Annotated in this window: 24 protein-coding genes; 20 read left to right on the top strand and 4 right to left on the bottom strand. The window is 27.0% G+C overall.

What is annotated here, in order from left to right; translation table 11 throughout:
* Positions 1–217: 217 nt before the first annotated feature.
* The 14 genes from NSA50_RS08820 (at position 218) to NSA50_RS08755 (ending at position 17,831) form a co-directional block, all read left to right on the top strand.
* Positions 218–1,384 carry an iron-containing alcohol dehydrogenase gene (locus NSA50_RS08820; RefSeq protein WP_195262953.1) on the top strand — a complete coding sequence of 389 codons (1,167 nt, stop codon included), beginning with the start codon at positions 218–220 and terminating at the stop codon, positions 1,382–1,384.
* Positions 1,385–1,540: 156 nt separating this feature from the next.
* Complete coding sequence (locus tag NSA50_RS08815) at positions 1,541–3,340, top strand: WG repeat-containing protein (protein WP_195429806.1); 1,800 nt, start codon at positions 1,541–1,543, stop codon at positions 3,338–3,340.
* 745 nt (positions 3,341–4,085) lie between these two features.
* Positions 4,086–5,156 (top strand): ABC transporter ATP-binding protein, encoded by a 1,071-nt coding sequence (locus NSA50_RS08810; RefSeq protein ID WP_195262955.1) that lies wholly within the window; start codon positions 4,086–4,088, stop codon positions 5,154–5,156.
* A complete protein-coding gene (locus NSA50_RS08805; RefSeq protein WP_257444492.1) occupies positions 5,156–6,037 on the top strand; it encodes a carbohydrate ABC transporter permease in 882 nt (293 codons plus the stop codon). Before NSA50_RS08810 ends, NSA50_RS08805 begins: the two co-directional genes overlap by 1 nt.
* A gap of 8 nt (positions 6,038–6,045) precedes the next feature.
* The gene (locus tag NSA50_RS08800) at positions 6,046–6,864 is read left to right on the top strand and encodes a carbohydrate ABC transporter permease (RefSeq protein WP_195262957.1); all 819 of its coding nucleotides are present in this window, start codon (positions 6,046–6,048) and stop codon (positions 6,862–6,864) included.
* Positions 6,848–8,143 (top strand): MBL fold metallo-hydrolase, encoded by a 1,296-nt coding sequence (locus tag NSA50_RS08795; protein ID WP_257444489.1) that lies wholly within the window; start codon positions 6,848–6,850, stop codon positions 8,141–8,143. The genes NSA50_RS08800 and NSA50_RS08795 overlap by 17 nt, the downstream gene beginning before the upstream one ends.
* Before the next feature lie 19 nt (positions 8,144–8,162).
* Positions 8,163–9,419, top strand: coding sequence for an ABC transporter substrate-binding protein (locus NSA50_RS08790; protein ID WP_195262959.1), 1,257 nt, complete (start codon positions 8,163–8,165; stop codon positions 9,417–9,419).
* Positions 9,420–9,539: 120 nt separating this feature from the next.
* Complete coding sequence (locus NSA50_RS08785) at positions 9,540–11,054, top strand: bifunctional metallophosphatase/5'-nucleotidase (protein WP_257444486.1); 1,515 nt, start codon at positions 9,540–9,542, stop codon at positions 11,052–11,054.
* A gap of 265 nt (positions 11,055–11,319) precedes the next feature.
* Positions 11,320–12,585, top strand: a complete 1,266-nt coding sequence (locus NSA50_RS08780; protein ID WP_257444484.1) for a chloride channel protein — start codon at positions 11,320–11,322, stop codon at positions 12,583–12,585.
* A 150-nt stretch (positions 12,586–12,735) separates the two neighbouring features.
* Positions 12,736–14,337: a beta-N-acetylhexosaminidase gene (locus NSA50_RS08775; RefSeq protein ID WP_257444482.1), complete on the top strand. Its 1,602-nt coding sequence runs from the start codon at positions 12,736–12,738 to the stop codon at positions 14,335–14,337.
* A 235-nt stretch (positions 14,338–14,572) separates the two neighbouring features.
* Positions 14,573–14,848, top strand: a complete 276-nt coding sequence (locus tag NSA50_RS08770; protein WP_195262963.1) for a CD3324 family protein — start codon at positions 14,573–14,575, stop codon at positions 14,846–14,848.
* A gap of 238 nt (positions 14,849–15,086) precedes the next feature.
* Complete coding sequence (locus NSA50_RS08765; RefSeq protein WP_257444480.1) at positions 15,087–15,806, top strand: MBL fold metallo-hydrolase; 720 nt, start codon at positions 15,087–15,089, stop codon at positions 15,804–15,806.
* A 315-nt stretch (positions 15,807–16,121) separates the two neighbouring features.
* On the top strand, positions 16,122–17,174 hold the full coding sequence (locus tag NSA50_RS08760) for an inorganic phosphate transporter (protein ID WP_257444478.1): 1,053 nt from the start codon (positions 16,122–16,124) through the stop codon (positions 17,172–17,174).
* Between the two features lie 33 nt (positions 17,175–17,207).
* Positions 17,208–17,831, top strand: coding sequence for a DUF47 domain-containing protein (locus NSA50_RS08755; RefSeq protein ID WP_195262966.1), 624 nt, complete (start codon positions 17,208–17,210; stop codon positions 17,829–17,831).
* A gap of 47 nt (positions 17,832–17,878) precedes the next feature.
* On the opposite strand, the gene NSA50_RS08750 is transcribed toward NSA50_RS08755, so the two are convergent.
* From NSA50_RS08750 to NSA50_RS08740, 3 genes are all read right to left on the bottom strand, one after another.
* Positions 17,879–18,736 carry a metallophosphoesterase family protein gene (locus tag NSA50_RS08750; RefSeq protein ID WP_257444476.1) on the bottom strand — a complete coding sequence of 286 codons (858 nt, stop codon included), beginning with the start codon at positions 18,734–18,736 and terminating at the stop codon, positions 17,879–17,881.
* Between the two features lie 26 nt (positions 18,737–18,762).
* Positions 18,763–19,290, bottom strand: a complete 528-nt coding sequence (locus NSA50_RS08745; RefSeq protein ID WP_207738504.1) for a hypothetical protein — start codon at positions 19,288–19,290, stop codon at positions 18,763–18,765.
* 85 nt (positions 19,291–19,375) lie between these two features.
* Positions 19,376–20,185, bottom strand: a complete 810-nt coding sequence (locus NSA50_RS08740) for a hypothetical protein (protein WP_257444473.1) — start codon at positions 20,183–20,185, stop codon at positions 19,376–19,378.
* 159 nt (positions 20,186–20,344) lie between these two features.
* Here NSA50_RS08740 and NSA50_RS08735 point away from each other — a divergent pair, with 159 nt between their 5' ends.
* Together NSA50_RS08735 and NSA50_RS08730 are read left to right on the top strand one after the other, a co-directional pair.
* Positions 20,345–20,974: a Vat family streptogramin A O-acetyltransferase gene (locus tag NSA50_RS08735; RefSeq protein WP_257444471.1), complete on the top strand. Its 630-nt coding sequence runs from the start codon at positions 20,345–20,347 to the stop codon at positions 20,972–20,974.
* A gap of 188 nt (positions 20,975–21,162) precedes the next feature.
* Complete coding sequence (locus tag NSA50_RS08730) at positions 21,163–21,366, top strand: heavy-metal-associated domain-containing protein (RefSeq protein WP_195262971.1); 204 nt, start codon at positions 21,163–21,165, stop codon at positions 21,364–21,366.
* Between the two features lie 65 nt (positions 21,367–21,431).
* On the opposite strand, the gene NSA50_RS08725 is transcribed toward NSA50_RS08730, so the two are convergent.
* Positions 21,432–22,307, bottom strand: a complete 876-nt coding sequence (locus NSA50_RS08725) for a LysR family transcriptional regulator (RefSeq protein ID WP_257444469.1) — start codon at positions 22,305–22,307, stop codon at positions 21,432–21,434.
* 321 nt (positions 22,308–22,628) lie between these two features.
* Between NSA50_RS08725 and NSA50_RS08720 the strand changes: the two genes are divergently transcribed.
* From NSA50_RS08720 to licT, 4 genes are all read left to right on the top strand, one after another.
* Entirely contained in the window at positions 22,629–23,450 is an 822-nt protein-coding gene (locus NSA50_RS08720; protein ID WP_195429783.1) for a nitroreductase family protein, read from the top strand.
* Positions 23,451–23,504: 54 nt separating this feature from the next.
* On the top strand, positions 23,505–24,152 hold the full coding sequence (locus NSA50_RS08715) for a DsbA family oxidoreductase (protein ID WP_257444467.1): 648 nt from the start codon (positions 23,505–23,507) through the stop codon (positions 24,150–24,152).
* Positions 24,153–24,612: 460 nt separating this feature from the next.
* Positions 24,613–25,587, top strand: coding sequence for a hypothetical protein (locus tag NSA50_RS08710; protein WP_257444465.1), 975 nt, complete (start codon positions 24,613–24,615; stop codon positions 25,585–25,587).
* Positions 25,588–25,975: 388 nt separating this feature from the next.
* Positions 25,976–26,812 carry a BglG family transcription antiterminator LicT gene (licT, locus tag NSA50_RS08705; protein ID WP_257444463.1) on the top strand — a complete coding sequence of 279 codons (837 nt, stop codon included), beginning with the start codon at positions 25,976–25,978 and terminating at the stop codon, positions 26,810–26,812.
* Positions 26,813–26,969: the final 157 nt, after the last annotated feature.

Raw genomic sequence — 26,969 nt, 5'->3', positions numbered from 1 at the left:
AATAAAAAATCCACGAGGTAATATTATTAACTAATATATCGTGGATTTTTTATTATTTAAATATAATTTTAGAATTTTATAAAGCTTATTTTTAGGAGATCATAAAAATAGATCTATTTTTTAGAAAAAAGTAATTTATTTAGAAATATATAATTATATTTAATAATTAGAATATTAGGTGTATTATAAAATATAAGACAGAAAGGAGAGTCATAATATGATAAATTTTAATTATTCAATTCCGACTAAAATTTTCTTTGGAAAAGATCAAATAAATATACTTCCAGACCAAATAAAAAAATATGGAAGCAAGGTGCTTTTAGCATATGGAGGAGGAAGTATAAAGAAAATAGGACTTTATGATAAGGTTGTTAATCTTTTAAAAGATAATAATATTAGTTTTTTTGAACTTTCAGGTATTGAGCCAAATCCAAGAATAACTAGTGTAAGAAAGGGTATCGATATTTGTAGAGAAAATGATATAGATTTAGTTCTTGCAGTAGGAGGTGGTAGTACTATTGACTGTGCAAAGGTCATTGCAGGAGGAGTTACCTATGAGGGTGATGCATGGGACATAGTTGTAGATCCAAGTAAAATAAAAAGTGTAATTCCAATAGCAAGTATATTAACTCTTGCTGCAACAGGTTCAGAAATGGATTCAGGAGCAGTAATTACAAACCTAGAAACTAATGAGAAGTTAGGAACAGGGAATCCAGAAATGGCTCCTAAGTTTTCTATATTAGATCCAACATATACTTTTTCTGTACCAAAAAATCAAACAGCAGCGGGAACAGCAGATATAATGAGTCATATTTTTGAAGTGTACTTTAATAATACAGAAGGGGCTTATCTTCAAAACAGGATGGCGGAATCTCTTTTAAAAACTTGCATTAATTATGGCAGAATAGCTATGGATGAACCTGAAAATTATGAAGCAAGAGCAAATCTTATGTGGGCTTCCAGCTTAGCTATAAATGGGCTTTTAACTTATGGAAAAGAAACAAATTGGAGTGTTCACCCAATGGAACATGAATTAAGTGCTTATTATGATATTACTCATGGTGTAGGTCTTGCAATATTAACGCCAGCTTGGATGGAATATGTGCTAGATGATAGTACAGTAGATAAGTTTGTTGAATATGCTATTAATGTATGGAATTTAGATAGAAGTAAAGAAAAATATGAGTTGGCTAGAGAAGCTATAGACAAAACAAGAGAGTTCTTTATTTCATTAGATATACCTACTACATTAAGAGAAGTTGGGATAAATGAAGAAAAACTTGAAGAAATGGCAAATCAAGCAGTTAGAAGAAGAAAAACAATAGGTAATTTTAAACCACTTAATTCAGAAGATATATTGAACATATATAAAGCTTCTTTATAAGTTAAAGTTTTAATGTAAGAAAATTTAATAAAGATAGACTAATAATAAGAGAAGTGTATAAAATAAATGTATTTTATGCACTTCTTTTATAAATTGCCACTTTATTTATAAATTATTCATATATTGTATAAAGAATGATTTATTAGGAGAATTAAAGTGAATTCGAATAAAAATAATAAAGTAGAAAGTTTTGCAATAAAAAATAGAATAAATAGTGAGAAATTATATCCTGCTTTAAGAAATACAAAAGAAGGAAAAACTTATGGATATATAAATAGTAAAGGAGTATTTATTATTGATCCAATTTATTCAAGTGCATATGATTTTAATAGTAGTGGATTAGCTATAGTGGGATTAGGAGAAAGATTTGGAGTAATTAATAAAAATGGAGAGTTTGTATTAAAGCCAGTTTTTGATAGTATTAGAGAATTTAAAGAAAATAGAGCAATTTGGGTATATCGTGATTACATGGGAGTTATTAATGAAAAGGGGAATATTATAACCAATAAAAAATATAGTTTTATAAGTGACTATAGCGAAGGAAGGGCAATAGTTGGTTTTAGTAATAGTAATGGAAGCTATAGATATGGATATATTGATTTAGAAGGATATGATATAATTCCAACTATATATTTAGAAGCAAATAACTTTAATGAAGGAGTAGCATTAGTAAAATTAAAGGAAAATGAATATAGATTAATAAATCCTTATGGTCAAGTTGTAAATACTTATACCTATAACTATATATCACAATATGGGGATGGATTAATGGTATTTGGAAATTCATTTGAAGGTCCACTAGGTTATATAAATATTGCTGGACAAGTAATTATTAAACCAAGATTTAAATCAGCACAAGGATTTAGAGATGGTGTAGCAATAGTTAGCGAATCAGATAGCTTTCAAGGTCCATATGGCCTTATTGATAAAACTGGTAAATATGTATATGAAGCTAATTTTAGTGACATTAAGATTCTAGGAGAAGGCAGAGTAGCTTTAGGTATTCCAATAGGAGATGAGAGTTTAAAACTTAGAAGTATATATGCTATAGGAGATACAAATGGAAATAGATTAACAGAATTTATTTATTTAGCTGTTAGCGATTATAATGATGGATTAGCATATGTATCAGATAAAGCAGATACCTTCTTCATCGATTTATCTGGAAATCGAGAGGTAAATCTACCTAAAGTTAGCGGAAGTGGTGAATTATCAATAAAGAGTGAAGTAGTTTATGCTAATATAGATTATTCACCATATTATTTAGATAAGTCAGGTAGAATAATTTATAAATCAAATGATATTATATATCTTGATAATCGTTATAGTATACTAAAAGAAAAATATAAACCTAATATTAGTTATTTAATATATATACCTGAAGTACAAGGAATAAAAGATAAGAATGTAGAAATTGAGATTAATAACAAATTAAGATCTTTGTCTTATTTTAATCCTAATGAAGAAAACGGAAGTAAAGATAGCTTAGTTATTACCGAAAATGATGTTCTTAATTATGATTATTATGGTGATTTCAGGATAAAATACTTCAACAATAATTTATTAGTTTTAGAAATTGAAGGTTATTACTATCCATTAGGAGCAGCACATGGAATGCCATATAGAAAAACTCCAACTATCAATTTGCTAACTGGCAATTTTTACACATTAGGAGATTTATTTATGGGAGGAGTTTATTGGGTAGGTGAATTAAATAAGATTATTAGTAATATGATACAAAATGATAAACAATATGAATATGTATTTAAAGATCAATTTAAAGGGATAAAAGAAGACCAAGATTTTTATGTTGATAGTAGTAATTTATATATTTATTTTCCACCTTATGAGATTGGACCATATTCAGCTGGATTTATAACATTCAAAATTCCTTTTTCTGAAATTCATGGAATGATAAATAAAAGTGGGGATTTTTATAAAGCACTGCAAGCTTAAGTAGAGAGATTAAATAAAGAAAAAAGGCTGTTTTAAAAACAAATATTGTAAATAGCTCTTCAATAAATCACTAAATAATAAAATGAAACCAGATATTTCACAATGTATAGTTCGTGAAATATCTGTTTTTTTTCTTTTAAAATTAACATAATATTCGGAGCTCACTAGAAAGTATATCTATATTTTCCAGTGGATAAATACTTTTGCAACAGCTCCTTTTCTTTATTTAAATATATTCAAAGTTGTCATAACTTAAATTTTGTTATGATTCTATGTTAAAATCAACATCCAACCATAATTATGCTTTATAAAAAGGAAAAAACTAAATTAGTAAAATATGCTTGAACGAGGTCAATTTATAAAATAATTATTAATTTTCATTATGGGTATTATATTTAATTATTTTTAGGAGATTATATGATGTAGAAAGATATTTATTTTACAAATTTATAAATGAAATAAAAGAAGTTGAGATTAAACAAATAAATCTATTATAAGAGAAACATTCGGATATATTTATTAATATGTTAAATTAAATTTCTAATTGTAAATATATTTACCGGTTTTTCTAGAAATATTATATTTAATTAAAATAATTCTAAAAAAACATTAATAAATGTTAAAATTTTATTTATTAAAAGTTAAAAATACGAATAAATATTGTATTAATATAATAAATTTAGTATATTATATTTGTATTAAAACTTAGAGATTAAACATAAAAAATAAACACTAGAGGTGAAACATGATACATATTGAAAAACTTAAAAAAGTTTATAACAATGGTTATGAAGCTTTAAAAAGCATCAATCTTGAGATTAACGAGGGTGAACTTGTTTGCCTATTAGGACCTAGTGGTTGCGGAAAAACAACTATACTTAATCTACTTGCAGGACTTTTAGATCCTACCAGTGGAGATATAAGATTTGACAATGAATCTATAATTGGAAAGCATCCTAAAGATAGAAATATTGGTTTAGTATTTCAAAATTATGCGCTATATCCACACATGACAGTTTTAGAAAATGTTATGTTCCCTCTTACAGTTGGAAAGAAGAAAAAGCCAAAAAGTGAGGCACTTGAAATAGCTAAAAAGTATATGAAAATTACAAGTATTGAAGAGTTAGCTAATAAAAAGCCAGGGGAAATGTCAGGGGGGCAACAACAAAGAGTTGCTATAACAAGAGCATTAGTTCAAAATCCTAAAATATTATTATTAGACGAGCCTTTAAGTAATTTAGATGCAAGATTAAGATTAAAAATAAGAGAAGAAATAAGAAGACTTGTAAAAGAAATTGGTATTACTACTATTTTTGTTACTCACGATCAAGAAGAAGCTTTATCTATAAGTGATAGGATAGTATTAATGAATGAAGGTGTTGTTCAACAATTTGATATACCTCAAAATTTATACTTAGAACCTGCAAATCTATTTGTAGCTAAGTTTATGGGAAATCCTATAATCAATATATTTGAAGTTGAAAAAGAAGGAAATCTATTAAAAACAAAGGATTTCAATATTGATTTAAATTTATTAAATAAAGATAGATTTAAGCAAGATTTAAATGAAAATAAGTATTTTGTAGGAATTAGACCAGAATATTTTGAAATAAGTAAAAATCCATTATTTAAAGTTAAAGTTGAATCTATTGAATTAATAGGAAAAGACTGTATAGTAAACTTCAATGTTAATGATATAAATGCAAAATCAATTACTGATATAAGCAATAAAGTACTTGAAGGTGATGAATTAGGACTTGATATTGACTATAATGGAATCTACATATTCCAAGAGAATGGAGTTAGAGTGTACTAATGAGAAAGTTAAAGTATAGAGCAGAAAATTCACCACAAGCATGGTTATTTCTTTTACCTGCTTTAATAGTAATTGGGATATTTAATGTATTACCATTAATCAAAACATTTATTATGTCTTTTCAAAAGGGAACTTTAAATAATTTAGCATTCAATGGATTTAAGAATTATGGGGTTGTTTTAAAAGATCCAAAGTTTCACACTGCAGTAGGTAATACAGCTATTTTTGCCTTTGTGGTTGTGCCTGTGGGATTAATTATTTCAATGTTTATTGCAATTACAGTTTATGAAAGAATCAAACATAAAGATATTTTTGAAACTATATTCTTTATACCATATTTAACGAGTGTAATTGCCGTTGGTATAGTTTTTAGATTTTTATTAAATGGTGAATATGGATTTGTAAACTATATATTAGGATTTTTTAATGTTGGACCAATAAATTTCTTGGATGATCCTAATATGAGTATGATAACACTAGTTATATTTGGTATATGGTCAGGACTTGCATTTAACATAATTATATTACTTTCAGGTTTAAGAAATATTGACAAAAGTTATTACAAAGTAGCAGATATGTTTGGAGCAACAAAGGTTGAACAATTTTTTAGAATAACATTACCTCAAATGATACCAATTATTACGTTTTTATTAATGGTTAATTTTATTAATGCATTTAAGGTTTATGCACAAGTTTTTGCAATATTCAATGGAAAAGCAGGTATTGCAGATAGTGCTACTACAGCAGTATTCTACATATTCAATAAGTTCTATGTTGAAAATCGTTATGGACAAGGAATGGCAGCTGCAGTTATCTTATTTGGTTTAATTTTAATTTTCACATTAATTCAAAATCGTATATTAAAAAGATTATCTAAGTAGGTGAAGTGATGAAAAAAGTAAATTTAGTTTTATCAAAGACGTTTATTCTTATTATGGCGTTGATTACACTATTTCCTTTTGTATATATGATTTTATCAAGTTTAATGACGTATCAAGAGGCAACTAGTATTCCACCAACGCTATTTCCAGAGAAGTTTCAATGGGGAAACTTTGTTTTAGCAATGGAGCAGGCTCCTTTTGTTAGATATTTCTTTAATACGATTTTAGTTGCTGGAGTATCAACAATTGGAACAATAATAACTTCAATATTAGCAAGCTTTGCTTTAGTAAAATTAGAGTTCAAATATAAGAATGCTTTAGTACTTGGTATGGCAGCTTTACTTATGGTACCATATGAAGTTACTGTTTTCACAAATTATCAAACAATTGCACAGCTAGGATTATTAGATACATATACAGCACTAATACTTCCATCTTTAGCAAGTGTGTTTTACATATTTTATTTAAAAGAATATTTAACAAGTATCCCAATTTCCTACTATAAAGCTGCAAAGGTTGATGGATGTAGTGATTTGGAATTTGTTAATAGAATTTTAATTCCTTTAGCAAAACCAGCATTATTTACAATGGGTATCTTAAGCTTTATTAATGGATGGAATTCATTCCTATGGCCAATACTAGTAACAAATAGTAAGGAAATGAGATTGTTAAGTAATGGATTAAGTTCCTTTGCTACTGAAAGCGGGTCAAATGTTCATTTACAAATGGCTGCATCAACAATTGCTATAGTTCCTATTTTAATTTTATATTTAATTTTTAGAAAACAAATCATTAGAGGAGTTGTTAAGAGTGGCGTTAAAGGATAAAAAAACAAAGATTACGTTTCACAATGGTATTTTAACTATTGGAGGAACAATAATAGAAATAACATATGAAGATAGTCATATATTCTTCGATTTTGGAAGTGAATATGATCCGAAATCACCAGTACAACCAACTAATTTACAAGAATTATTAGATGAAAATTTAGTTCCATATTTAAATAATATGTTTGATCCTAAAATTCCACTAAAAGGTTATGAGTCAAAAGAAGATAACTTTAAAAATACAGCAGTATTTTTATCACATGTGCATTTAGATCATTCAAAGATAGTAAATTATTTAAATCCAGAAGTACCTTTATATACATTAGAGGGTACTAAGTCTCTATTAAATACTTTGAATATAAATAATGATTTTCTTTTCCCTCTACATGAGAATAAAGGAAATAATACGAGAGATATAATTGGAGTTAAAGAAAATGAAGTGATAGAAATTGGCAAAATAAAAGTTAAAGTAATGCCAGTTGATCATGATGCATATGGAGCATGTGGATTGTTGATTGAAACTCCTGATCTAGTAATATCTTATACAGGAGATATAAGACTTCATGGATATAGAAAAGAAGCTACTTTAAACTTCTGTAAGGAAAGTGAAAATTGTGATGTTTTACTAATAGAAGGTGTAAGTGTCTCTTTCCAAGAGTTTGATGATGATGTTAGTGATAAGGAAATTTCAAATGAACCAGAACTAATAGAAAAGATAAATGAAATTGTTAATAATAATCCTAACAAACAAATAACATTTAATTATTATATTTCTAATATAGAAAGAATTTTAAATATAATAAAAACCAATTCGAGAAAAGTTGTTTTAGATGCATATTATTCTTATGTACTAAAGGAAGCAACTGGATATGAATCTTATTATTATCAATTAGATAATGGAGATTATGGATTGGATGAAAATCTTAAAGTTAGTTTTGAAGATTTATTAAATGATGAAGGAAGCTTTTTCTGGCAACTAGATAAACTTGCAATTAAATATATGGATAAATTAAAAGAAGGTGGAATATATATTCACTCAAATGCAGTTCCATTAGGTGAATTTGATCCTGCATATGCACCATTCGTAAACAAATTTGAAGAAAAGAATATTAAATTCGAAAGAGTTTCATGTAGTGGGCATGCTCATCCTTATGATTTAATTGAAATAATTAACTTAATTAAACCTAAGTTACTAGTTCCAATTCATTCATATCGTCCTGAAAAACTTTATAATGAATTTGGGGATAGGCTATTACCAGAGAAAAAGCAAACAATTTAACAACAACGGAGGGTGAAAAATGAAGTTCAAAAAATTATTAGCATTAGCCCTATCAGTAGGACTATTAACTGGATGTTCTACTAAAGGTGCTGAATCAAAAAATGAAGAAATAGTAACAGAAATAACAAATCCAGTAGAAATAACATTTTGGCATGCTATGAGTGGAGACTTAGAAAAATCTCTAATAAAATTAACAGATGAATTTACTGCACAAAATCCTAATATTAAGGTTACTTTACAAAACCAATCAAGTTATCCAGACTTACAACAAAAAATAACTGCAACAGTTGCAAGTCCTAAGGATTTACCAACAATAACTCAAGCATATCCTGATTGGATGTTTAACCCTATACAAGATGGATTAGTTACAGATTTAACTCCATACATAGAAAATGAAACTCTTAAGTTTGATAATTATGATGATATATTACCAAGCCTTAGAGAAGCAGCTAAGATAGATGGAAAGATATATGGAATGCCATTTAATAAATCAACAGAAGTTATTTGGTATAACAAAACATTATTTGATGAATTAAAATTAACACCTCCAACAAATTATGATGAACTTGTAAAAGTTGCAAAAGAAATTAAAGATAAAAAAGGTATTCCAGGTGCTGGATTTGATTCTTTAAATACTTACTATACTACATTCTTAAAATCAGAAGGTAAAACTTTTGATAATAACTTTGATGTTACAAGTGATGCGTCAGTTAAAGCTGTTAATTACTATTTAGATGGTGTCAAGGAAGGTTACTTCAGAATTGCTGGAACAGATAAATATTTATCAGGACCATTTGGAAATGAAACTATAGGTATGTATGTTGGTTCAAATGCAGGTGAAAATTTTGTTAAACAAGGTGTTGGTGACAAATTTGAAGTAGGTGCTGCTCCATATCCAACAAATGCTTCATTACAACAAGGTACTGATTTATATGTATTCTCAAGTGCTACACCAGAACAAAAGACTGCTGCATACGAATTTTTTAGATTCTTAACTAGCAAAGAAAAGCAAATTCAATGGGCTTCAGAAACTGGATATATGCCAGTAAGACAAAGTGCTATTGAATCAGAAGAATATAAAAATTCTGGAAGCTTAATAGCTCCAATATTAGCAGATGCAACTAAGAACTTATATACAAACCCTGTAATAGCTGGTGCTGATGCTGCATACCGTGAAGCAGGTACAGTTTTAGAAGCGATATTAGCTGATACTAAAACAGATGTGACTAAAAAATTAGAAGAATTTAAAACAACTTTAAATTCAATTTGGGAATAATATAACAGGAGCTGCTTTATGGCAGCTCCAAATTTTGAAAGCTCCGTAAGGAGTTTTTTCTTTAATTTTATATTATACATTATTCATTTTACATTGTGCAAAGCACATAAAGGAGGTACTATGAAATTAGTAATTTATCAAACAAGTGATTTACATGGATTTGTATATCCAACAAATTATGTAACTGAAAAATCTCTTGGAATATTAAAAATAGGAACCTATATTTTAAAGGATGAAAAGAACTATGATGCATCTTTAAAAATAGATTGTGGTGATTTAATTCAAGGGTCAGCCTTAACTCATTATTTATCTAAGCAAAATCTAGAGACTAATCCAATAACAGAACTTTTAGAAGATATAGGATACGATGCGTATACTTTAGGTAATCATGAATTTAATTATGGATTAGATTATTTAAATACTGCTTATAAGACGGTTTCAGATAAAATTATAAACTCCAATATTAAAGGTTTGTCATTTGATAGTAAGCCTTATAAGATTTTTGATTTTAATGGTTTTAAGGTAGGATGTATAGGTTTTACAACATCATTTATACCTAATTGGGAACAAGAAAAGAATATTAAAAACTTAGAATTTTTAGATCCGGTAAAAGTTTATGGAGAATATGAAGAGGAATTAAAAGAAAAATCTGATATTATAATAGCTTGTTATCATGGAGGCTTCGAAAAAAGTCTAGATGGAAATAACACGCCTACAGAAAAGTTAACAAAGGAGAACCAAGCAAGTGAATTGTTAGAAAACTATGATTCTATAGATATTGTTTTAAGTGGTCATCAACATAGATCATTTATAACAAAAATAAATGGAGTTGTATGTACACAACCTATGCATAATGGTCAAAATTTTACTAAGATAGTTATAGATACTGAAACTAAAGAGATGAATTATGAATTAATAGATGTATCAAAATTAAATGATGAAATTGATTCTAAGCTAGAAAAACGATTTGCGAATATAAATAAGGAGTTACAAGATTATTTAGATAAGGAAATAGGCCATTTTAAAAATGACATAATCTTAGATGATATCTTTATAGCAAGACTTAAGGGACATCCTTTCATAAACTTCTTACATGAAGTTCAATTAGATGTTTCTAATGCAGATTTTTCAGCTTTATCATTATTTGACACTGCTATTGGATTTAAGAAAAATGTTTCAATTAGAGACGTACTAATTAATTATCCATATCCAAATACATTAAAAGTTCTTAAAATTAAAGGTAGCAAAGTTAAAGAAGCTATTGAAAAAAGTGCTACATATTTTGTTTTAGAAAATAATGAAATTAAAATTAATAAAGAATTTTTAGTACCGAAGGTACAAAACTATAATTATGATACATTTGCAGGTTTAACTTATGAAATAGATTTAAATGAAGATTTCGGAAATCGTGTTGTTTCAATGAAAAAGGATGGAAAAGAAATAGATTTAAATAAAGATTACACAATAGTTTTAAATAATTATCGTGCAAGCAATACAGCTATTTATCCTGCTTATGAAAATGCTCAAGTTGTAAAAGAAATAAATATGGATATGAGTGAGCTTATAATAGATTATTTCCAAAGAAACCATGAAGTAGATATTCCTGGTGAAAGTAGTTATATAATTAAATATTAATTTATTATTTAGAGTTCAAGGATATTTTTAAAATTATAATATCTTTGAACTTTTTTATTTATAAGATTAATTTATATTATTAACATGAAATCACATTCAAATTTTATGATAATATAGTGAATTTAATTAATATAAATTATATTAAGATTGAAGGAATAATAGCCAAATGAATAAAGTTGTTATAATAAGTGATTAATAGGAATTATTTTTTCATAATATCAAATAATAAAGTTTATTAGTACTATTTGAAACAAGGAGAATATTGATGAGCGAACAAGTTAATACTGAAAAAAATCAAGATTATTATAAATTAATACGGCAAATATTTAAGTGGATTATATTAAGCATTGCTATGGCTATACCTATTGGCATTATAGTTGGTCTGTTTAATAGGATGTTATCTGCAGCTAATAATTACAGAAAGGATCATGAGTATTTAATATACTTTTTGCCTATAGCAGGGTTAATAATAACGTTTATGTATTTAAAAACAAAAAGAAATGCATATTCAGGAGAAAATTTGCTTAAATCTGAAGTTCAATCAGCGGCTAAGGATATTCCATTTTATATGACATTTGTAGTATTTATAGGATCTTTATTAACTACATTTTGCGGTGGCTCGGCAGGAAAAGAGGGGTCAGCAGTAGCAATGGGAGGGACTTTAGGAGATTTTATAGCAAGGAAGTTTAAATTATCTGATGATGAACAAAGAACATTAGTAATATGTGGGGTTGGGAGTGCATTTGGAGTAATATATGATGTGCCTTTTGCAGGAGCAATCTTAGGAATGGAGTTAATATTAAAAGGTAGGTTTCATTATCAAGCATTAATTCCAGCTTTTTTAACAGCTGTAATATCTAATGAAATAGCAATAAGAGTAGGAAGTAAGGTTGTAGAGTATCCTAATTTAGTTTTAGATGATTTAAGCTTTGTAGTTCTTATGAAATTAGTATTACTAGGTATAATATTTGGAATAGGTGGATTTATATTTAATTTAGTATTAGATAATAGTAGTAAGGTTTATAATATGTTTACTAAAAATCCATATATAAAAGCTATTTTAGGTGGAGTTATAACAATAATTCTATTTTTAATAGTTGGAGATAATTATAATGGATTAGGTCAGTCTTTTATAAATGAATCATTTAAAAGTCATGTAAGTATAATGGATTCTATATGGAAAATTATATTCACAGCTGTCGCATTAGGTTCAGTTTTCCAAGGTGGAAGAGGAAATCCAACATTTTTTGTAGGAGCAACTTTAGGAAGCTTTGTTTCTAAATTTATTAATTTACCACTTACATCTGTGACAGCATTAGGAATGATAGGGCTATTTTGTAGTGCAACCTCTCTTCCTATAACATCTATAGCTATGGCTTTGGAATACTTTGGTGGAGAGGAAATGGTAGCAATTATAACTGTTATGACAGTTAGTTATATAATTTCTGGATTTTATGATATATTAACAAAAAGAAAATTACCAAAAGAAAAAGAAAAAATATTTGAAGGAAATATAAGAAAACATGATTAAAGAGATTAATATGCATAATGGAGCGCTGAATTAATTTATAAAAATGAGGTATATACTTTTAAATTTAGGTTATAAGATAATTATGAAGGATATATATTTGATAATATATATTTAATATAAACTTATGACTAATATAGGGAAGGTGAACTAATGAAGAAAAAACATAATAAATCTTTTAAATCTCTATCTCTAATTATGTTAGCTATTTTAATATTAACATTTTATTCAATAAGTCTTTTTAGAGATAAAGAAGAAGTACAATCTGTATTTGTAGAAGAAACTAGTGATAATGATATTATTCCAAAGCCATTAAGATATGAAAAGGGAACTGGAAAGTTTTTGCTTACTAAGGATAGTTCAATTTATGTAAAAGGAAATAATGAAGCAGAAACAGAGGAGCTTAGCAGAATTGCAGAATTATTAAAAGAAAAATTAAAACCTTCAACAGGATTTGAGTTGAATATAATAAGGGGTGAAAAGCCTGCTGTATCAAGCATTTATTTAACAACTATTGGAGGAGAAGAAGCTCAAGGAAATGAAGGGTACAAAATGATAACTACTTCTGAAAATGTTAAGATAATAGCATATAAGCCAGAAGGTGTTTTTAGAGGTGTTCAAACATTAAAACAGTTATTACCTACAGATATTGTAAAAAGTACATTAGTTACTAATGTTGAGTGGAGTATTCCTGTTTCTACAATAAATGATAAGCCTGAATATCAATATAGAGGGTTAATGATAGATGTTGCTAGGCATTTTTTTACGGAGGATGAAATTAAACGTCAAATAGATTATGCGGCACAGTATAAAATAAATAGAGTACATTTACATCTTACTGATGATCAAGGATGGCGTATTGAAATAAAGAAATATCCAGATTTAACTCTTATAGGAGGAAGTACAGAAGTTGGTGGTGGACCAGGAGGATACTATACACAAGATCAGTTTAAAAGTATAGTTAAATATGCAGCTGATAGATATATAGAAATAATTCCGGAAGTTGATATGCCAGGTCATAGTAATGCAGCATTAGCTTCTTATGGATTCTTAAATCCAGATGGAAAAAGAAAACCATTATATACAGGAACAGATGTTGGCTTTAGCTCTTTCATGACACATAGTGAAAAAACATATGAATTTATTAGTGATGTTATCAAAGAAATCTCAGAAATATCACCTTCAAAATATTTTCATATAGGAGGAGATGAAGCTGAAAGTACTAAAAAAGCCGATTATGATTATTTTGTGGGAAGAGTAGCTAAGATAGTTGAAGGTTATGGGAAAACGCCAATAGGATGGGATCCAATAGATACTGCCCCAGAAATAAATTCAAGTGTAGTGTTACAAAATTGGAAGGATTCAAATGAAGCAGCTAGAGAAAAAAAGATGAAGATGATAATTTCGATAGCATCAAAAGCTTATTTGGATATGAAGTATAATGAAAGTACGCCATATGGATTAGATTGGGCAGGATACATTCCTATAGAAACTGCATATAAATGGGATCCTACAGAATATGCTCCTAGGGATTTGATTTTAGGGTTAGAAGCTCCATTATGGACAGAAACTATTTCAACTGTAGAGCAAATGGATTTTATGATATATCCAAGATTACTAGGTTACGCTGAAATTGGTTGGACTCCTAAAGAACTTAGAAATTGGGATGAATATAAAATTAGGTTGGAGAAACAAGGCGAAAGACTTAGTAATCAAGGCATTAATTATTATAGGGATAGTGGTATATGGAAATAAAATTCAAAGATATTAATTTAGATTTATGTTAAAATAGTATTATATTATTAAATAAGGGGAGAATTTTGATGTGTATTAGAGTAGAATTAGTTGTTAGATTAGGCTCTAAGCAAGGACTGTAAGCTATTATTACAATTTTGTTTAGAGCCGTATTAGGAATATAAATGCGGTTTGAATGTTTTGTGCAGTCTTTGCTTTTTATTTATGAATTAAGTAGTAGATAGGAGCAACTAATATGAAGTATAAAAAAGCACAAGATATATTGCCAGAGGAGATTATTAAAATAATTCAAGAATATGTAGATGGAGGATATCTATATATTCCTACAAAGTTTGAAAAAAGAAAATCCTGGGGCACTCAAAGTGGACTAAAGGATGAGTTAAAACAAAGAAATAGAGAAATTTACAGTAAGTATAGTGAAGGAATGACTATTAATGAGCTTACTAAATGTTACTATCTTACTGAAAGTAGTATTAGAAGAATAATTAGACAACAAAAAGATATAATATGAATTTTGAAAATAATACCTATATGATTTTTATATAGGTATTATTTTTTTATCAAAATTTGTTCAGAAGTGTTTTTAAACTTGTTACATAAATTTATTAAATGATATTATTCGTATAAGGTATTGGTATGAATAAAATATATTACTTTTTTAATAATATAATTAAAAGCATATTTTGATTATATTATATTTATCTATAAATAAAGTAAAGTTATAAAGGTATATTGAAAGGGGAATAAAGATGAATATAGTAACAGTATTGGATGTTAACTTTGAGTATGGAGGCACGGTTAATACAATTTTTCCTGTAATATTAAGTGATAATAACAATATGATATTAATTGATTGTGGATATCAAAACTTTTTACCGCTAATAGAAGAGTGTGCTAGAAAAAAAGAAATTGAATTAAATAAACTGACAAAAATAATTATAACTCATCACGATTATGATCATATGGGATCACTAGCAGATTTTAAGAGGAAATATCCTAATATAGAAGTATTATCATCATATATAGAATCAAGATATATAAGTGGAGAAGAAAAATCCTTAAGGTTAAAGCAAGCAGAATTTATATATGATACTATTCCAGAAGAGGATAAAGAGGAGGCAAGAAATTTTCAACATATGCTCGAATCCATAGAAAATGTTAAAGTTGATACAGTGTTAAAAGATAAAGAAAAGCTTGAATGGTGCGGAGGAATGGAGATAATTGAAACTCCAGGACATATGCCAGGACATATATCTATATATCTAAAAGAAAGTAAAACGCTAATAGCAGGAGATGCTTTAGTTATAGAGGATAATAAATTAGTAATTGCAAACCCTCAGTATACATTAGATATGGAGAAAGCTAGAAATTCTATAATTAAGTTATTAAATTATGATATAGAAAAAATAATATGCTATCATGGTGGAATATACAGAAAAAATATAAGAGAATCACTTATGAAAATTTAGTTTAAAACATATACTATTGATGAAAAAGTTGATTTTAAGTTGGTATTTAACAAGGATTTAACATTGTTAATTTAATCTTCTAAAACTGTTATTATTACATGCTTTGCTATTTAACAAGAATTTAACGGTATAAACTGTGTATTTTGCTTGTATTTTTAAGATTAAATATTATATAATCACATTGTAAAAATTTTGTGAACAATATTATCATGATAATGAAAATAATAATAGTAAATATATTTATTATGATATAAAAAGTAGGTTTTATGCCATATATTAACTGAAAATTAACGTAAAAATGAAAGGGGATATTTCATGACTATTTCTTTCTTTGAATTTATAGGACAAATAGTAGATAATCCGGCATTATTAATAACAGTAATTTTAACCTTAGGTGTAATTTTAGTAAATGGATGGACAGATGCACCTAATGCTATTGCAACATGTGTATCTACGAGAGCAATAGGTCCTCGTGCCGCAATATTAATGGCAGCGGTTTTTAATTTTCTAGGAGTTTTTGTAATGACTATGGTAAATGCTAATGTAGCAATGACCATTTATAATATGGTGGACTTTGGAGGAGATTCTGGTGATGCTTTAGTTGCTTTATGTGCTTCATTATTTGCAATTGTTGTATGGGCAACTGCAGCTTGGTATTTTGGAATTCCTACAAGTGAAAGCCATGCACTAATTGCTGGTATATCAGGAGCAGCAATTGCGCTTCAAGGTGGACTTGGTGGTATTAACGGTGGAGAGTGGATGAAGGTAATTTATGGACTAGTACTTTCTACAGGGTTAGGTTTTGTAATGGGATGGATAACTGTTAAGATTACAGAATTGATTTTTAAAGGCTTTGATCGTAGAAAGACAAGTGGTTTCTTTAAATATTCTCAAATTGGCGGAGGAGCAGCAATGGCATTTATGCATGGAGCTCAAGATGGTCAAAAGTTTATGGGAGTATTCATGCTTGGAATATTCTTAGCAAATGGACAAGGCGCTGTTGAAAACTTTGTTATTCCAGTATGGCTAATGGTAATTTGTTCTTTAGTTATGGCTTTAGGTACTTCTATAGGAGGATATAAAATTATAAAAGCGGTTGGTATGGACATGGTTAAGTTGGATCAATACCAAGGATTTTCAGCAGATTTAGCTGCAGCTGGATGTCTTCTTATTTCTTCAGTAACAGGAATTCCTGTAAGTACAACTCATACTAAAACAACTTCTATAATGGGAGTTGGTGCAGCAAAAAGATTAAGTTCTGTAAACTGGGGAGTTGTTAAAGAAATGGTTTGGACATGGATTCTTACCTTCCCAGGCTGTGGTATTATCGGATTTTTAATGGCGAAGTTTTTCATTTGGATTTTTTAATAAAATATAAACTACAAAGGAGTAGGATTAAAAATGGGAAGTAAAAAAGGAAATGATTATTTTGAAATGTTATCTGAGTTAGTAGATTATTCATGCAGTGCAGCAAATTTACTTCATGATACTTTATTAAACTTTGATGTAAATGAAATAGAAAATAAAATAAGTGAAATGCATAAGATTGAACATGCAGCAGACTTAAAAAAACATGATATGATGAATAAATTACTTAAAGAATTTATTACACCTATCGAAAGAGGAGATATTGCAGAGTTAGCTCATGAAATTGATAATGTAACAGATGCTATAGAAGATATTTTAACAAGAATATATATGTTTAATATTACTTCTATGAGAAAAGAAGCCTTAGATTTTGCTAATGTAATAATAAAACATTGTAATGAGTTAAAAGGATTAATGAAAGAATTCCGTAACTATAAAAAGTCACAAGAAATACAAAAATTAATAGTAAATATAAATGGATTAGAAGAAGAAGGAGATAAGTTATATATTATGAGTATAAGAAATCTTTATACTACTTCAAAAGATTCTATAGAATTAATGACATGGACAGACACTTTTAAATATTTTGAAAGATGTTGTGATGCTTGTGAAACTGCAGCAAATGTAGTTGAAAGTGTAATAATGAAGAATTCATAATAAATTACATAAGAATAGAATAAGATAGGCTGTTGAAATCAAACAGCCTATCTTATTGCTATTTTAAAATCATCTATTTTTTTACCTTTAGATGTTATTGCACTTACCTTAATGTATTCTTTATCTATATCTATAAGTAAAAAATGATATACAGCAATTGGGGGAACAACAACACCGGATTTGCTTTTATACTTATCACGAAGCTTTTCACCGCCACCACCTGTAATTACTTGATAAATGTACTCTCTTTTTGAAGATGAATTTATCATCCTTCTTGAATAGTTATGCTCATGGCCACAAAAAATTATATCAATATTACATTTCTCTACTATATTTAAAAAGTTATCTCTGTCAGTAGGATACAAATCAAGGCAATGACCTAGATGAGCACCAGTTGGAAATGCTGGAGAATGAACAAAAAGAAGTTTGTTTTTATAACAGTCATATGAAATTTTCTCTAACCAATCAAGCTGAGCTTGGCTAATTTTATGAATTTCTCCATAATGAAATGAATTAAGTACTATAAGCCTAGTATCCTCAAAGTCTACGTAATAAACTGTTTTATTGTAACCATCAAGAGTAGTATCAGTAGGAATTGAATTATCATAAAACTCACTAAAAGCTTTTTCAAGTTTATAATCCTCTGGAGTTATATTTACTTCATGGTTCCCAATTACAGGAATCAGTGGTTTCCCAGGATGATATTTTTCAATAATATTTTTAAAGTCAATTAATTGTAATTTTAATAATTCTTCTTTAGGATTACCTGCAACAGTATCTCCACACATCACTATAAATTCAGGTTTAGGATCTAATTTACAAGTTTCTTTCATTATTAAATTGAGTACTTTTTTATTTATGCCATTTTCTTTCCCTTTTGAATCACCAAAAACTATAAATCTCATTTTTTTCTCCTTAAAAAATAAATGATTTACTTACAATATTTTAACCATCTAGCATAAATTTCGGGTCTTTCAGTTTTAACAAAACTTAGAAATTCATCTTTATATCCAAGATCATATAACCCTTTAATGATTAAACTAGGATATAAACGTTTTTCCTTCATAGCCTTTGCAGTATCAATAAGTTTAATATCATTTAAAGGTGTTAAAAATATATGAAATAAAGCTGAATCTAATCGTGCATATCCTATAGAATACATGGCTTCATAAAGTTCGATAATTTTATTTGATATATCTAGAGTGAGACAATGTGATGACAAATATTTATCTAATTCAATCCCATCTATATATTCTCTTACAATATGTTTATCACCATATGAATAAATCTTAGGAAAATGTGAATTTGTTTGAGCCATAAGTAAAGTGTGGATTTCATCCTTACAAGATTGTTTCTTTTTAAATATTTTAATACATTTTTTTGAATCTATTTTATATACTTTTCCTTGAGTTCCACTACCAAGTAATTGTAATTCATCTATATTTATTCCATCGTACAATTTAATTTTAATCACCTAATTAAAAAAGTAATAACAATATTAATATATGAAAAATAATAAATTTGACTTACTTTATTTTAGTTTTCTATAATTCGATTTCCTCAGCATTTATTTTAAAATTTGCATCTTTATAGGACTTTTTAATATATGATGCAGATCCAATAAATGTTAAAAGATAACCAATGAGTAAATTTTTCATAAACTCACTTCTAATTGAAGGTTCTAATAAGAAATCTGGAACAGATCTTAATGCATCAAAGAATGTTATTTCATAATAGCTTTTAAATTCTGAGTAAATATCTATAGCTAATGAAATATGATTAGCTAAATAAACCATAATTATAGTGATTATAGAAGTAATAATAACTCCTGTTATATTAAGTTTTCCACCTAGCAATTGATATCCTTTAATACAACATATAGCAATAGCTAGTCCAGCAATTGCTGCTATATAATTCATTTGGTATATTAATATCCAAACTAAAGATCCAAGTAGGGCACCTATAAATCCACCTACTATTCCACCAACTATATTGTTTCTTACATTTTGAAGATTATTTTGATTTTCACTGATAGCATTTTTGATTTCAAATTGACAATTCTTACAGCAAGGAATAACAGTATTACCTAGTAAAAATGCTGATACTTCCGTATTTTCTCCACAAGAGCTACATCCAGTAATAAAGTTATTCATAATAGAAAAATCAATAAGTTTATTTAATATAGATAATATAATCTCTGGATCTCTATATTTTTTAGAACCTGGATTATATTGTAGCTGAATACTAGAAGGTTTATAAGAAGCATAATTAAGTTTTTTATATTCTTTTGTTAAATCATTAAGAAAAGAGTTAATTTTATCTCCCTCAAATTCATTATTAAGTACTCCTTTCATTTTATATTCTTAAATTATTCATCATTATACCAATAATTGGGTCGATTATAAAATAATAAGTATAATTCTATAATAATTCATATTTACCATATGAAATCAATATTATATAATTTATGTAATACTAAGCAAAGAAGTGAATATTTAAAAGGAGGTTTTTTTATGTCTAAAAATTTAGGACCTAATCCAAATGATATATATCCAAATGAAAATATTAAAACTGTATGTTTTATAAAAAACACTATAAAAAATCCTAATATTGAAGTTGGAGATTATTCGTATTTCTCAGGAGAAGACTTTGAAAAGCATGTAACTCATCATTATGAGTTTATTGGTGATAAGTTAGTTATAGGGAAATTTTGTGCTATTGCAAGTGGGGTAGAATTTATTATGAATGGTGCAAATCATAGAATGAATAGTGTAACTACTTATCCATTTAATATTATGGGGAATGGATGGGAAAAATCAACTCCTGCAATAGAAGATTTACCTTATAAGGGGGATACTATAGTAGGAAATGATGTCTGGATAGGAGAAAATGTAACTATAATGCCAGGTGTCAAAATTGGAGATGGGGCTATTATAGCAGCTAATTCAGTTGTTGCAAAAAATGTTGACTCATATAGTATTGTAGGAGGAAATCCTGCTACATTTATAAAGAAAAGATTTGATGATGAGTTAATAGAATATCTTTTAGAATTAAAGTGGTGGAACTGGTCTAAAGAAAAGATATTTGAGAATATGGAAGTATTATGTAGTTCTGATTTAAATAGGATAAGAAGTATAGAATAAAGAATATAAAAAGTGGTATTAGAAAATTTGGATATACAATAGTATTATCTAGATAAACTTTGTTTCTAATAATATTAAATAAAATAATGTATAAGCTATAGTTAAATATTAATTGTTAAGAGTTATAGAATATATACTAATATATTTTAACATACTATATCTGTATCAATTTTGAAAGGAGATATAGTATGGAAAGATTACATTGCAAGATTAATGGAATAGCTAATGAAAATATGAAAACGCAACTAAAAAATTCATTAGAAAAAGTTGAAGGTGTTAATCAAGTTTGTGTTGATATGGCAAGAGGTTCTGTTGAAGTTATGTACAATAAACCAGCTACACAACAAGGAATAAGAGCTTGTATAGAAAATACAGGACATACAATTGAATAATTAGTAAGAAAAGTAGTCTATAATTAATGAAAGCATAGACTACTTTATTTTAATATTTATATGAATTAAATAGATGAAATAACAAATTCTTTAAATATTTTTGCTATAGGGGACATATAAGCATCTTTAAGCCATCCCATATAAATAGTTTTATCTTTAATTTTTTCTTTTATCTTCAAGATAGAAACAGAATTTGTGTTGATAATTGGTGTGTTTGGAACTATTGATATTCCAGCGCCTGCCGCAACTAAACCTTCTAGCATACTTGCTTCACTAGGTCTTATTGATATTTTAGGAATATAACCTAAGAATTCAGAGTATGAAATCATCTTATCTTTACTATCTATGCAAAAAGCAACAAAGGATTCATTTTCTAATTCTTTTAAAGATACTTCGGATTTATTTGAAAGATGATGTTTTTTAGGAACTATTAAAACATATTCTTCACTTCTTATAGCAATTGATTCAATTTCAGAAGGTATATTAGAATGTTCTAGACACTCATAAAATCCTAAATCTATTTTTCCAGATTTCAAATCACATATTATATTTTTTACTGATTCATGATTAAATTGAAATTTAGTATTTGGATTTTCATTTAAAAAATTACTTATTATAAAAGGCATAAAATATGTACCTACACTAGATGTAGAAGATATAGAAATACTATCAGTATTAGAATTAGTTATTTCTTTTAATTCTTTTATACCTTTATTTATTTCAAGTAATGCAGTTTTTGTATGAGATAAAAACATTTTTCCAAACCTTGTTAGTTTAATGTTACGTCCACTTTTTTCGAATAAAGGAACTCCCAATTCTTCCTCGAGTTTTGAAATTGCCTTACTTAATGCAGGCTGGCTTACTGATAATAAATTAGATGCAGTTGTAAAATTTTCGACTTCAGCAATTATTTTAAAGTATTCTAGTTGTTGTAAGTTCATTTTATTCTCCTTAAGATAAAGTATATGATTATATTTATAAGATTAGTTAATCTAATTTAAATTTACAAGGCAGTTTAAAAACTTATTAGCTAATGGAATTATAAAAGAAAATTAATGTAGCAAAAGTATAGTACTTTTTAAGGTTATAGTAATCATATAAAAACTATAACTATTAGTTATAGTTTTATGAAAATTATCAATTAGACATATGTTATTTTATAATGATATAATCACAATATAAAATTTTGGATTTAATTTAATATGATAAATAATTATAAAATTTATTTATAGTTATGTCAAAAGAAAATGGGGGAATATATTATGATGAAAGTAGATAAAGAAAAATGTATTGGATGTAGTTTATGTATTAATGATTGCATAGTAAGAGATATAAACCTAGTTGATGGGAAAGCTAATATAAATAATATTGCATGTTTTAAATGCGGTCATTGCATAGCAGTTTGTCCTAAAAATGCAGTATCAACAGATGAATATAATATGGATGACGTGAAAGACTATAATAAAGAAGAGTTTGAAATAGATGAAGATAATTTACTTAATTTTATCAAGTATAGAAGAAGTATAAGAAATTTTAAAAATAAAGATGTAGAAAATGAAAAACTTCTAAAAATTATTGAAGCAGGTAGATTTACTCAAACAGGAAGCAATAGTCAAGGTGTATCTTATATAGTTATAAAAGATGGAATTGATAAATTAAGAGAAATGGCTTTAGAAAGTTTAAATCAAATGGGGAAAGGGATACTTAATAATTTAACAGAAGAAACTATGAAGCTTAAAAATTATGCAGAGATGTGGGTACAAATGTATGAAGATTGTAAAGTTGATCCGAAAAAAGGGGATAGATTATTCTTTAATGCCCCAGCAGTAGTACTTGTAGTATCTAATTCACAAGTAGATGGAGCGCTTGCATCTTCAAATATGGAACTTATGACTAATGCATTAGGACTTGGAACATTCTTTAGTGGTTTCTTTATTAGAGCGGCACAAGGAAATAAAAAGATAATGGATTATTTAGGTTTAGATGAAAGTAAACAAATTGTAACTTGTATGGTTATTGGATATCCTAATATAAAGTATTTAAGAACTACCCCAAGGAAAAATGCAGAAATAATTTGGAGATAATTAAAAATATACAAATAATCAATTAAAATATCTATACAGTAAGGAGGAAGAGAAGTGAAAGTTGAAATTTGGTCAGATATATTTTGTCCATTTTGTTATATAGGAAAACGCAAATTTGAAGCAGCTTTAGAAAACTTTGAGAAAAAGGAAGATGTAGAAGTTATATATCGTAGTTTTGAATTAAATCCTGGTGCAGAAAAGCACAATGATAAAAATATACATGAACTTATTGCTAGTAAGTATGGGATTACTTATGAGGAGGCTAAGTTAAATAATGATAATATAGTAAGACAAGCAAAAGAATTAGGATTAGAATACAATTTTGATACTTTAATACCTACAAACTCTTTTGATGCTCATAGAATGATTCATTTTGCAAAAGAATATGGTAAGATGGAGGAAATGACAGAAGCTTTATTTAAAGCATATTTTACAGATTCTAAAAACGTAAGTGATTTTAATACATTGGCTGAAATATCAGAGAGTGTTGGATTAAATAAAGAAGAAGCAATAAATGTATTAAATAGTAATAAATATAGTGATTTAGTAAGAGGCGATGAAGAACTGGCAGGACGTTATGGAATAAATGCAGTACCATTCTTTATATTCAATGAAAAGTTTACAGTATCAGGAGCTCAACCAACAGAAATATTTTTACGAGCTCTAAACAAAGTTGCTGAAGAGGAAAATTCTTTAACTTAATAAAAGCTTACAAATTACATTATGACAATCAAAGAGATGTATAAAAATAAATTCTAGTGCAGTTGATAAAAAGGAAGCTCGAAATAAATTAGAGCTTCCTTTTTTACAAATAATATTAAAAATATTTAGTTTTATGCATATGTAAATAATAGATAAAAAATTATATTTAAAAATTACTTTAAGTAAATAAAATAAATAACTTAAAGGATATAACGTTTTGTGATACCATTTAGAAAAAATTAATATATAAGCATAAAGGGGGTCGCGTTTCGCGACCCCCTTTGTAAAAATAAGAGATTAACTTTTTCAAGGTAATAAAGCTTACTTAAAATTGAATAAATTTCACATTAAATATATTTCTGATACTACGTCGTCTTTTACTTTCGCAATAAATTAAGTAATTTTCAAACTTATTTGGAATAAACATTATAATAGATATTTATTAAATGGAGAGTTTTTAATGGTAATTTATATTAGAAAGAGAAAAGGTTGTTTATTACTATGTTTATTAGCTTTATTTTGTATTGGACTTATATTTTATAAATACATAGCACTAAATAATAGAAAAGATTTTATTGCAGGAGCATTTGTTATAAATGAAGAATTAGAAGAACAACACGAAAAAGAAGTAATGACAACAATAAATAATGAAAAATATTTTAGACCATCAAAGCTTCCAGTGTTAAACAATAATAAAGAGGCTATTGAACTTATGGATGATTTTTATGATAAAGAAGTAAAAGATATATCAATAACAAGCAAGTATATAAGGAGCCCAGAAGATACTATTTTAAATTATTTTTCTCTTTTAAGGGAAGCAGCTAATCCTGTGGATAATAAATACTTAGGGTGTGGTTCTATAGGTAATGGTGATAGACCTTATCCAATAGCTTATAATTTTTTTGATGATGAATATAAGAAAAAGGTAAGTTTTAGTGAGTATAAAGATTCCTTTTATAATATATTTCATATTAGTTTAATTAAGTATAAAGAAGTTCAAAGTGATAATAAAAATTTAAAATATTTTTATGAAATCGAAGCAATGCAAGCTTTAGAAAACAATGTAGCAAGTTTTGTTTATTATTATGGATTTATAGAAATGCGAAAAATTGAAAATGAATATAAAATGTCAGATATTAATATTACTCCTGAAAATTATCTTTGTGCACCATATCATGGATGGGTATATGATGCAACTGCAAAAGTTGAAATAGAATATGGAAACTGGTGTAAGTTTATTAAGAAGATGGGCAAAACAGAAGTTGATGGATATGTTAAAAATATATATTTCCTGGGAAATGACAATAAAAACTATAAAATACAATTTTATACCCTAACTAATGATTATGATATTGAAGTAGCTCAATATGTTCAAAATAGCAATGGAAGATGGGAAAATATAAAATTAAATCCTAATGATTGCTTGAAAAAATAGTGACTGTCATCCCTAGAATGTTATAAGCAATCTTAGTTAGTAGAATAATATTAGTAATTCTTATAAATTGATATTAAAAAAACTCGGAATATGTAATATTTTTGTGGTAATTTAATATGTAAAATGTGTTGACAATGTTTACACATTGTATTAGAATATAACCATATTAAATACGGATCCATTTACGGATTGTTACTGGAAAGCAGGCAAAACCTAAATTGATACCAAATTTGTTATAGTGGAGAAACTATAACCATTTGATATTGATTTGGGTTTTTTTATACGAAAATAGAATAAATCTTATTAATAAGCTAAATATATAATGAGATTATTTTTTATAGAAGATAAATATTTCTAATAAAAAATTAAGATGAAGGAGATTAGAGATATGCTAATAAACAAAGTGTTAAATAATAATGTTATTACAATTATAAATGAAAACAATGAAGAATCAGTTGTTATGGGTAGGGGAATAGCCTTTCAAAAGAAGAAGGGTGATGAAGTTGATAAGGAAAAAGTAGACAAGGTATTTGTTTTAAGGAATAAAAGCATTAATGATAAGTTAATTGCATTAGTAAATGATATCCCTGTAGAAAATCTAGAAATTGCTGAAGAAGTAATTAAATATGCAGAAGAAAAATTAGGAACAAAACTAAATGAAAATATATATTTAACACTTACTGATCATATAAGCTTTTCTATAAACAGATATAAAAATAATTTAGAAATGAAAAATGTAATGCTTTGGGATATAAAAAGACTTCATAAATCAGAATTTGAAATTGGACTTAAGGCATTGGAAATCATAAAAAGTAAAGTGGATATAGAGTTGCCAGAAGATGAAGCAGCATCAATAGCACTTCATATTTTAAATGGTGAATTAAGTCAAGATATGCCTCAAATAGTTGATATTATAAATTTAATTAATGAAATTCTCAAAATTGTAAAATATCATTTTAATATTGATTTTGACGAAGAATCAATTAATTATTATAGATTTATTACTCATTTAAAATTCTTTGCACAAAGATTAGTTAATGGAAAATACTATGAAGATAATGATAATGAGTTATTTGAAATGATTAAGAATAAATATCCAAAATCATATGAGTGCACAAGAAAAATAGAAGGATTTATAAAACAAAAATTTAATAATGAATTAACAAAAGAAGAAAAACTATATTTAATAGTACATACAGCGAGAGTTGTAAAAGAGAATTATTAAAAATTAATATAGATTTAAATTTTACTTAGGATTGTAACTGATTCGATCAGGCAAAACCTAAATTAATGATTAAAATTTAGCTAATGAACTATACTATACTTGCGTATTATCAAGATTTATTTATATTCATTAGTACGATATTTATGAGTTAATTTAG

The sequence above is a fragment of the Clostridium mucosae genome, from assembly GCF_024622765.1.
GTDB lineage: Bacteria > Bacillota > Clostridia > Clostridiales > Clostridiaceae > Clostridium.
Note: the sequence above shows the minus strand (reverse complement) of the source record. Positions and strands in the feature narration are given on the sequence as shown.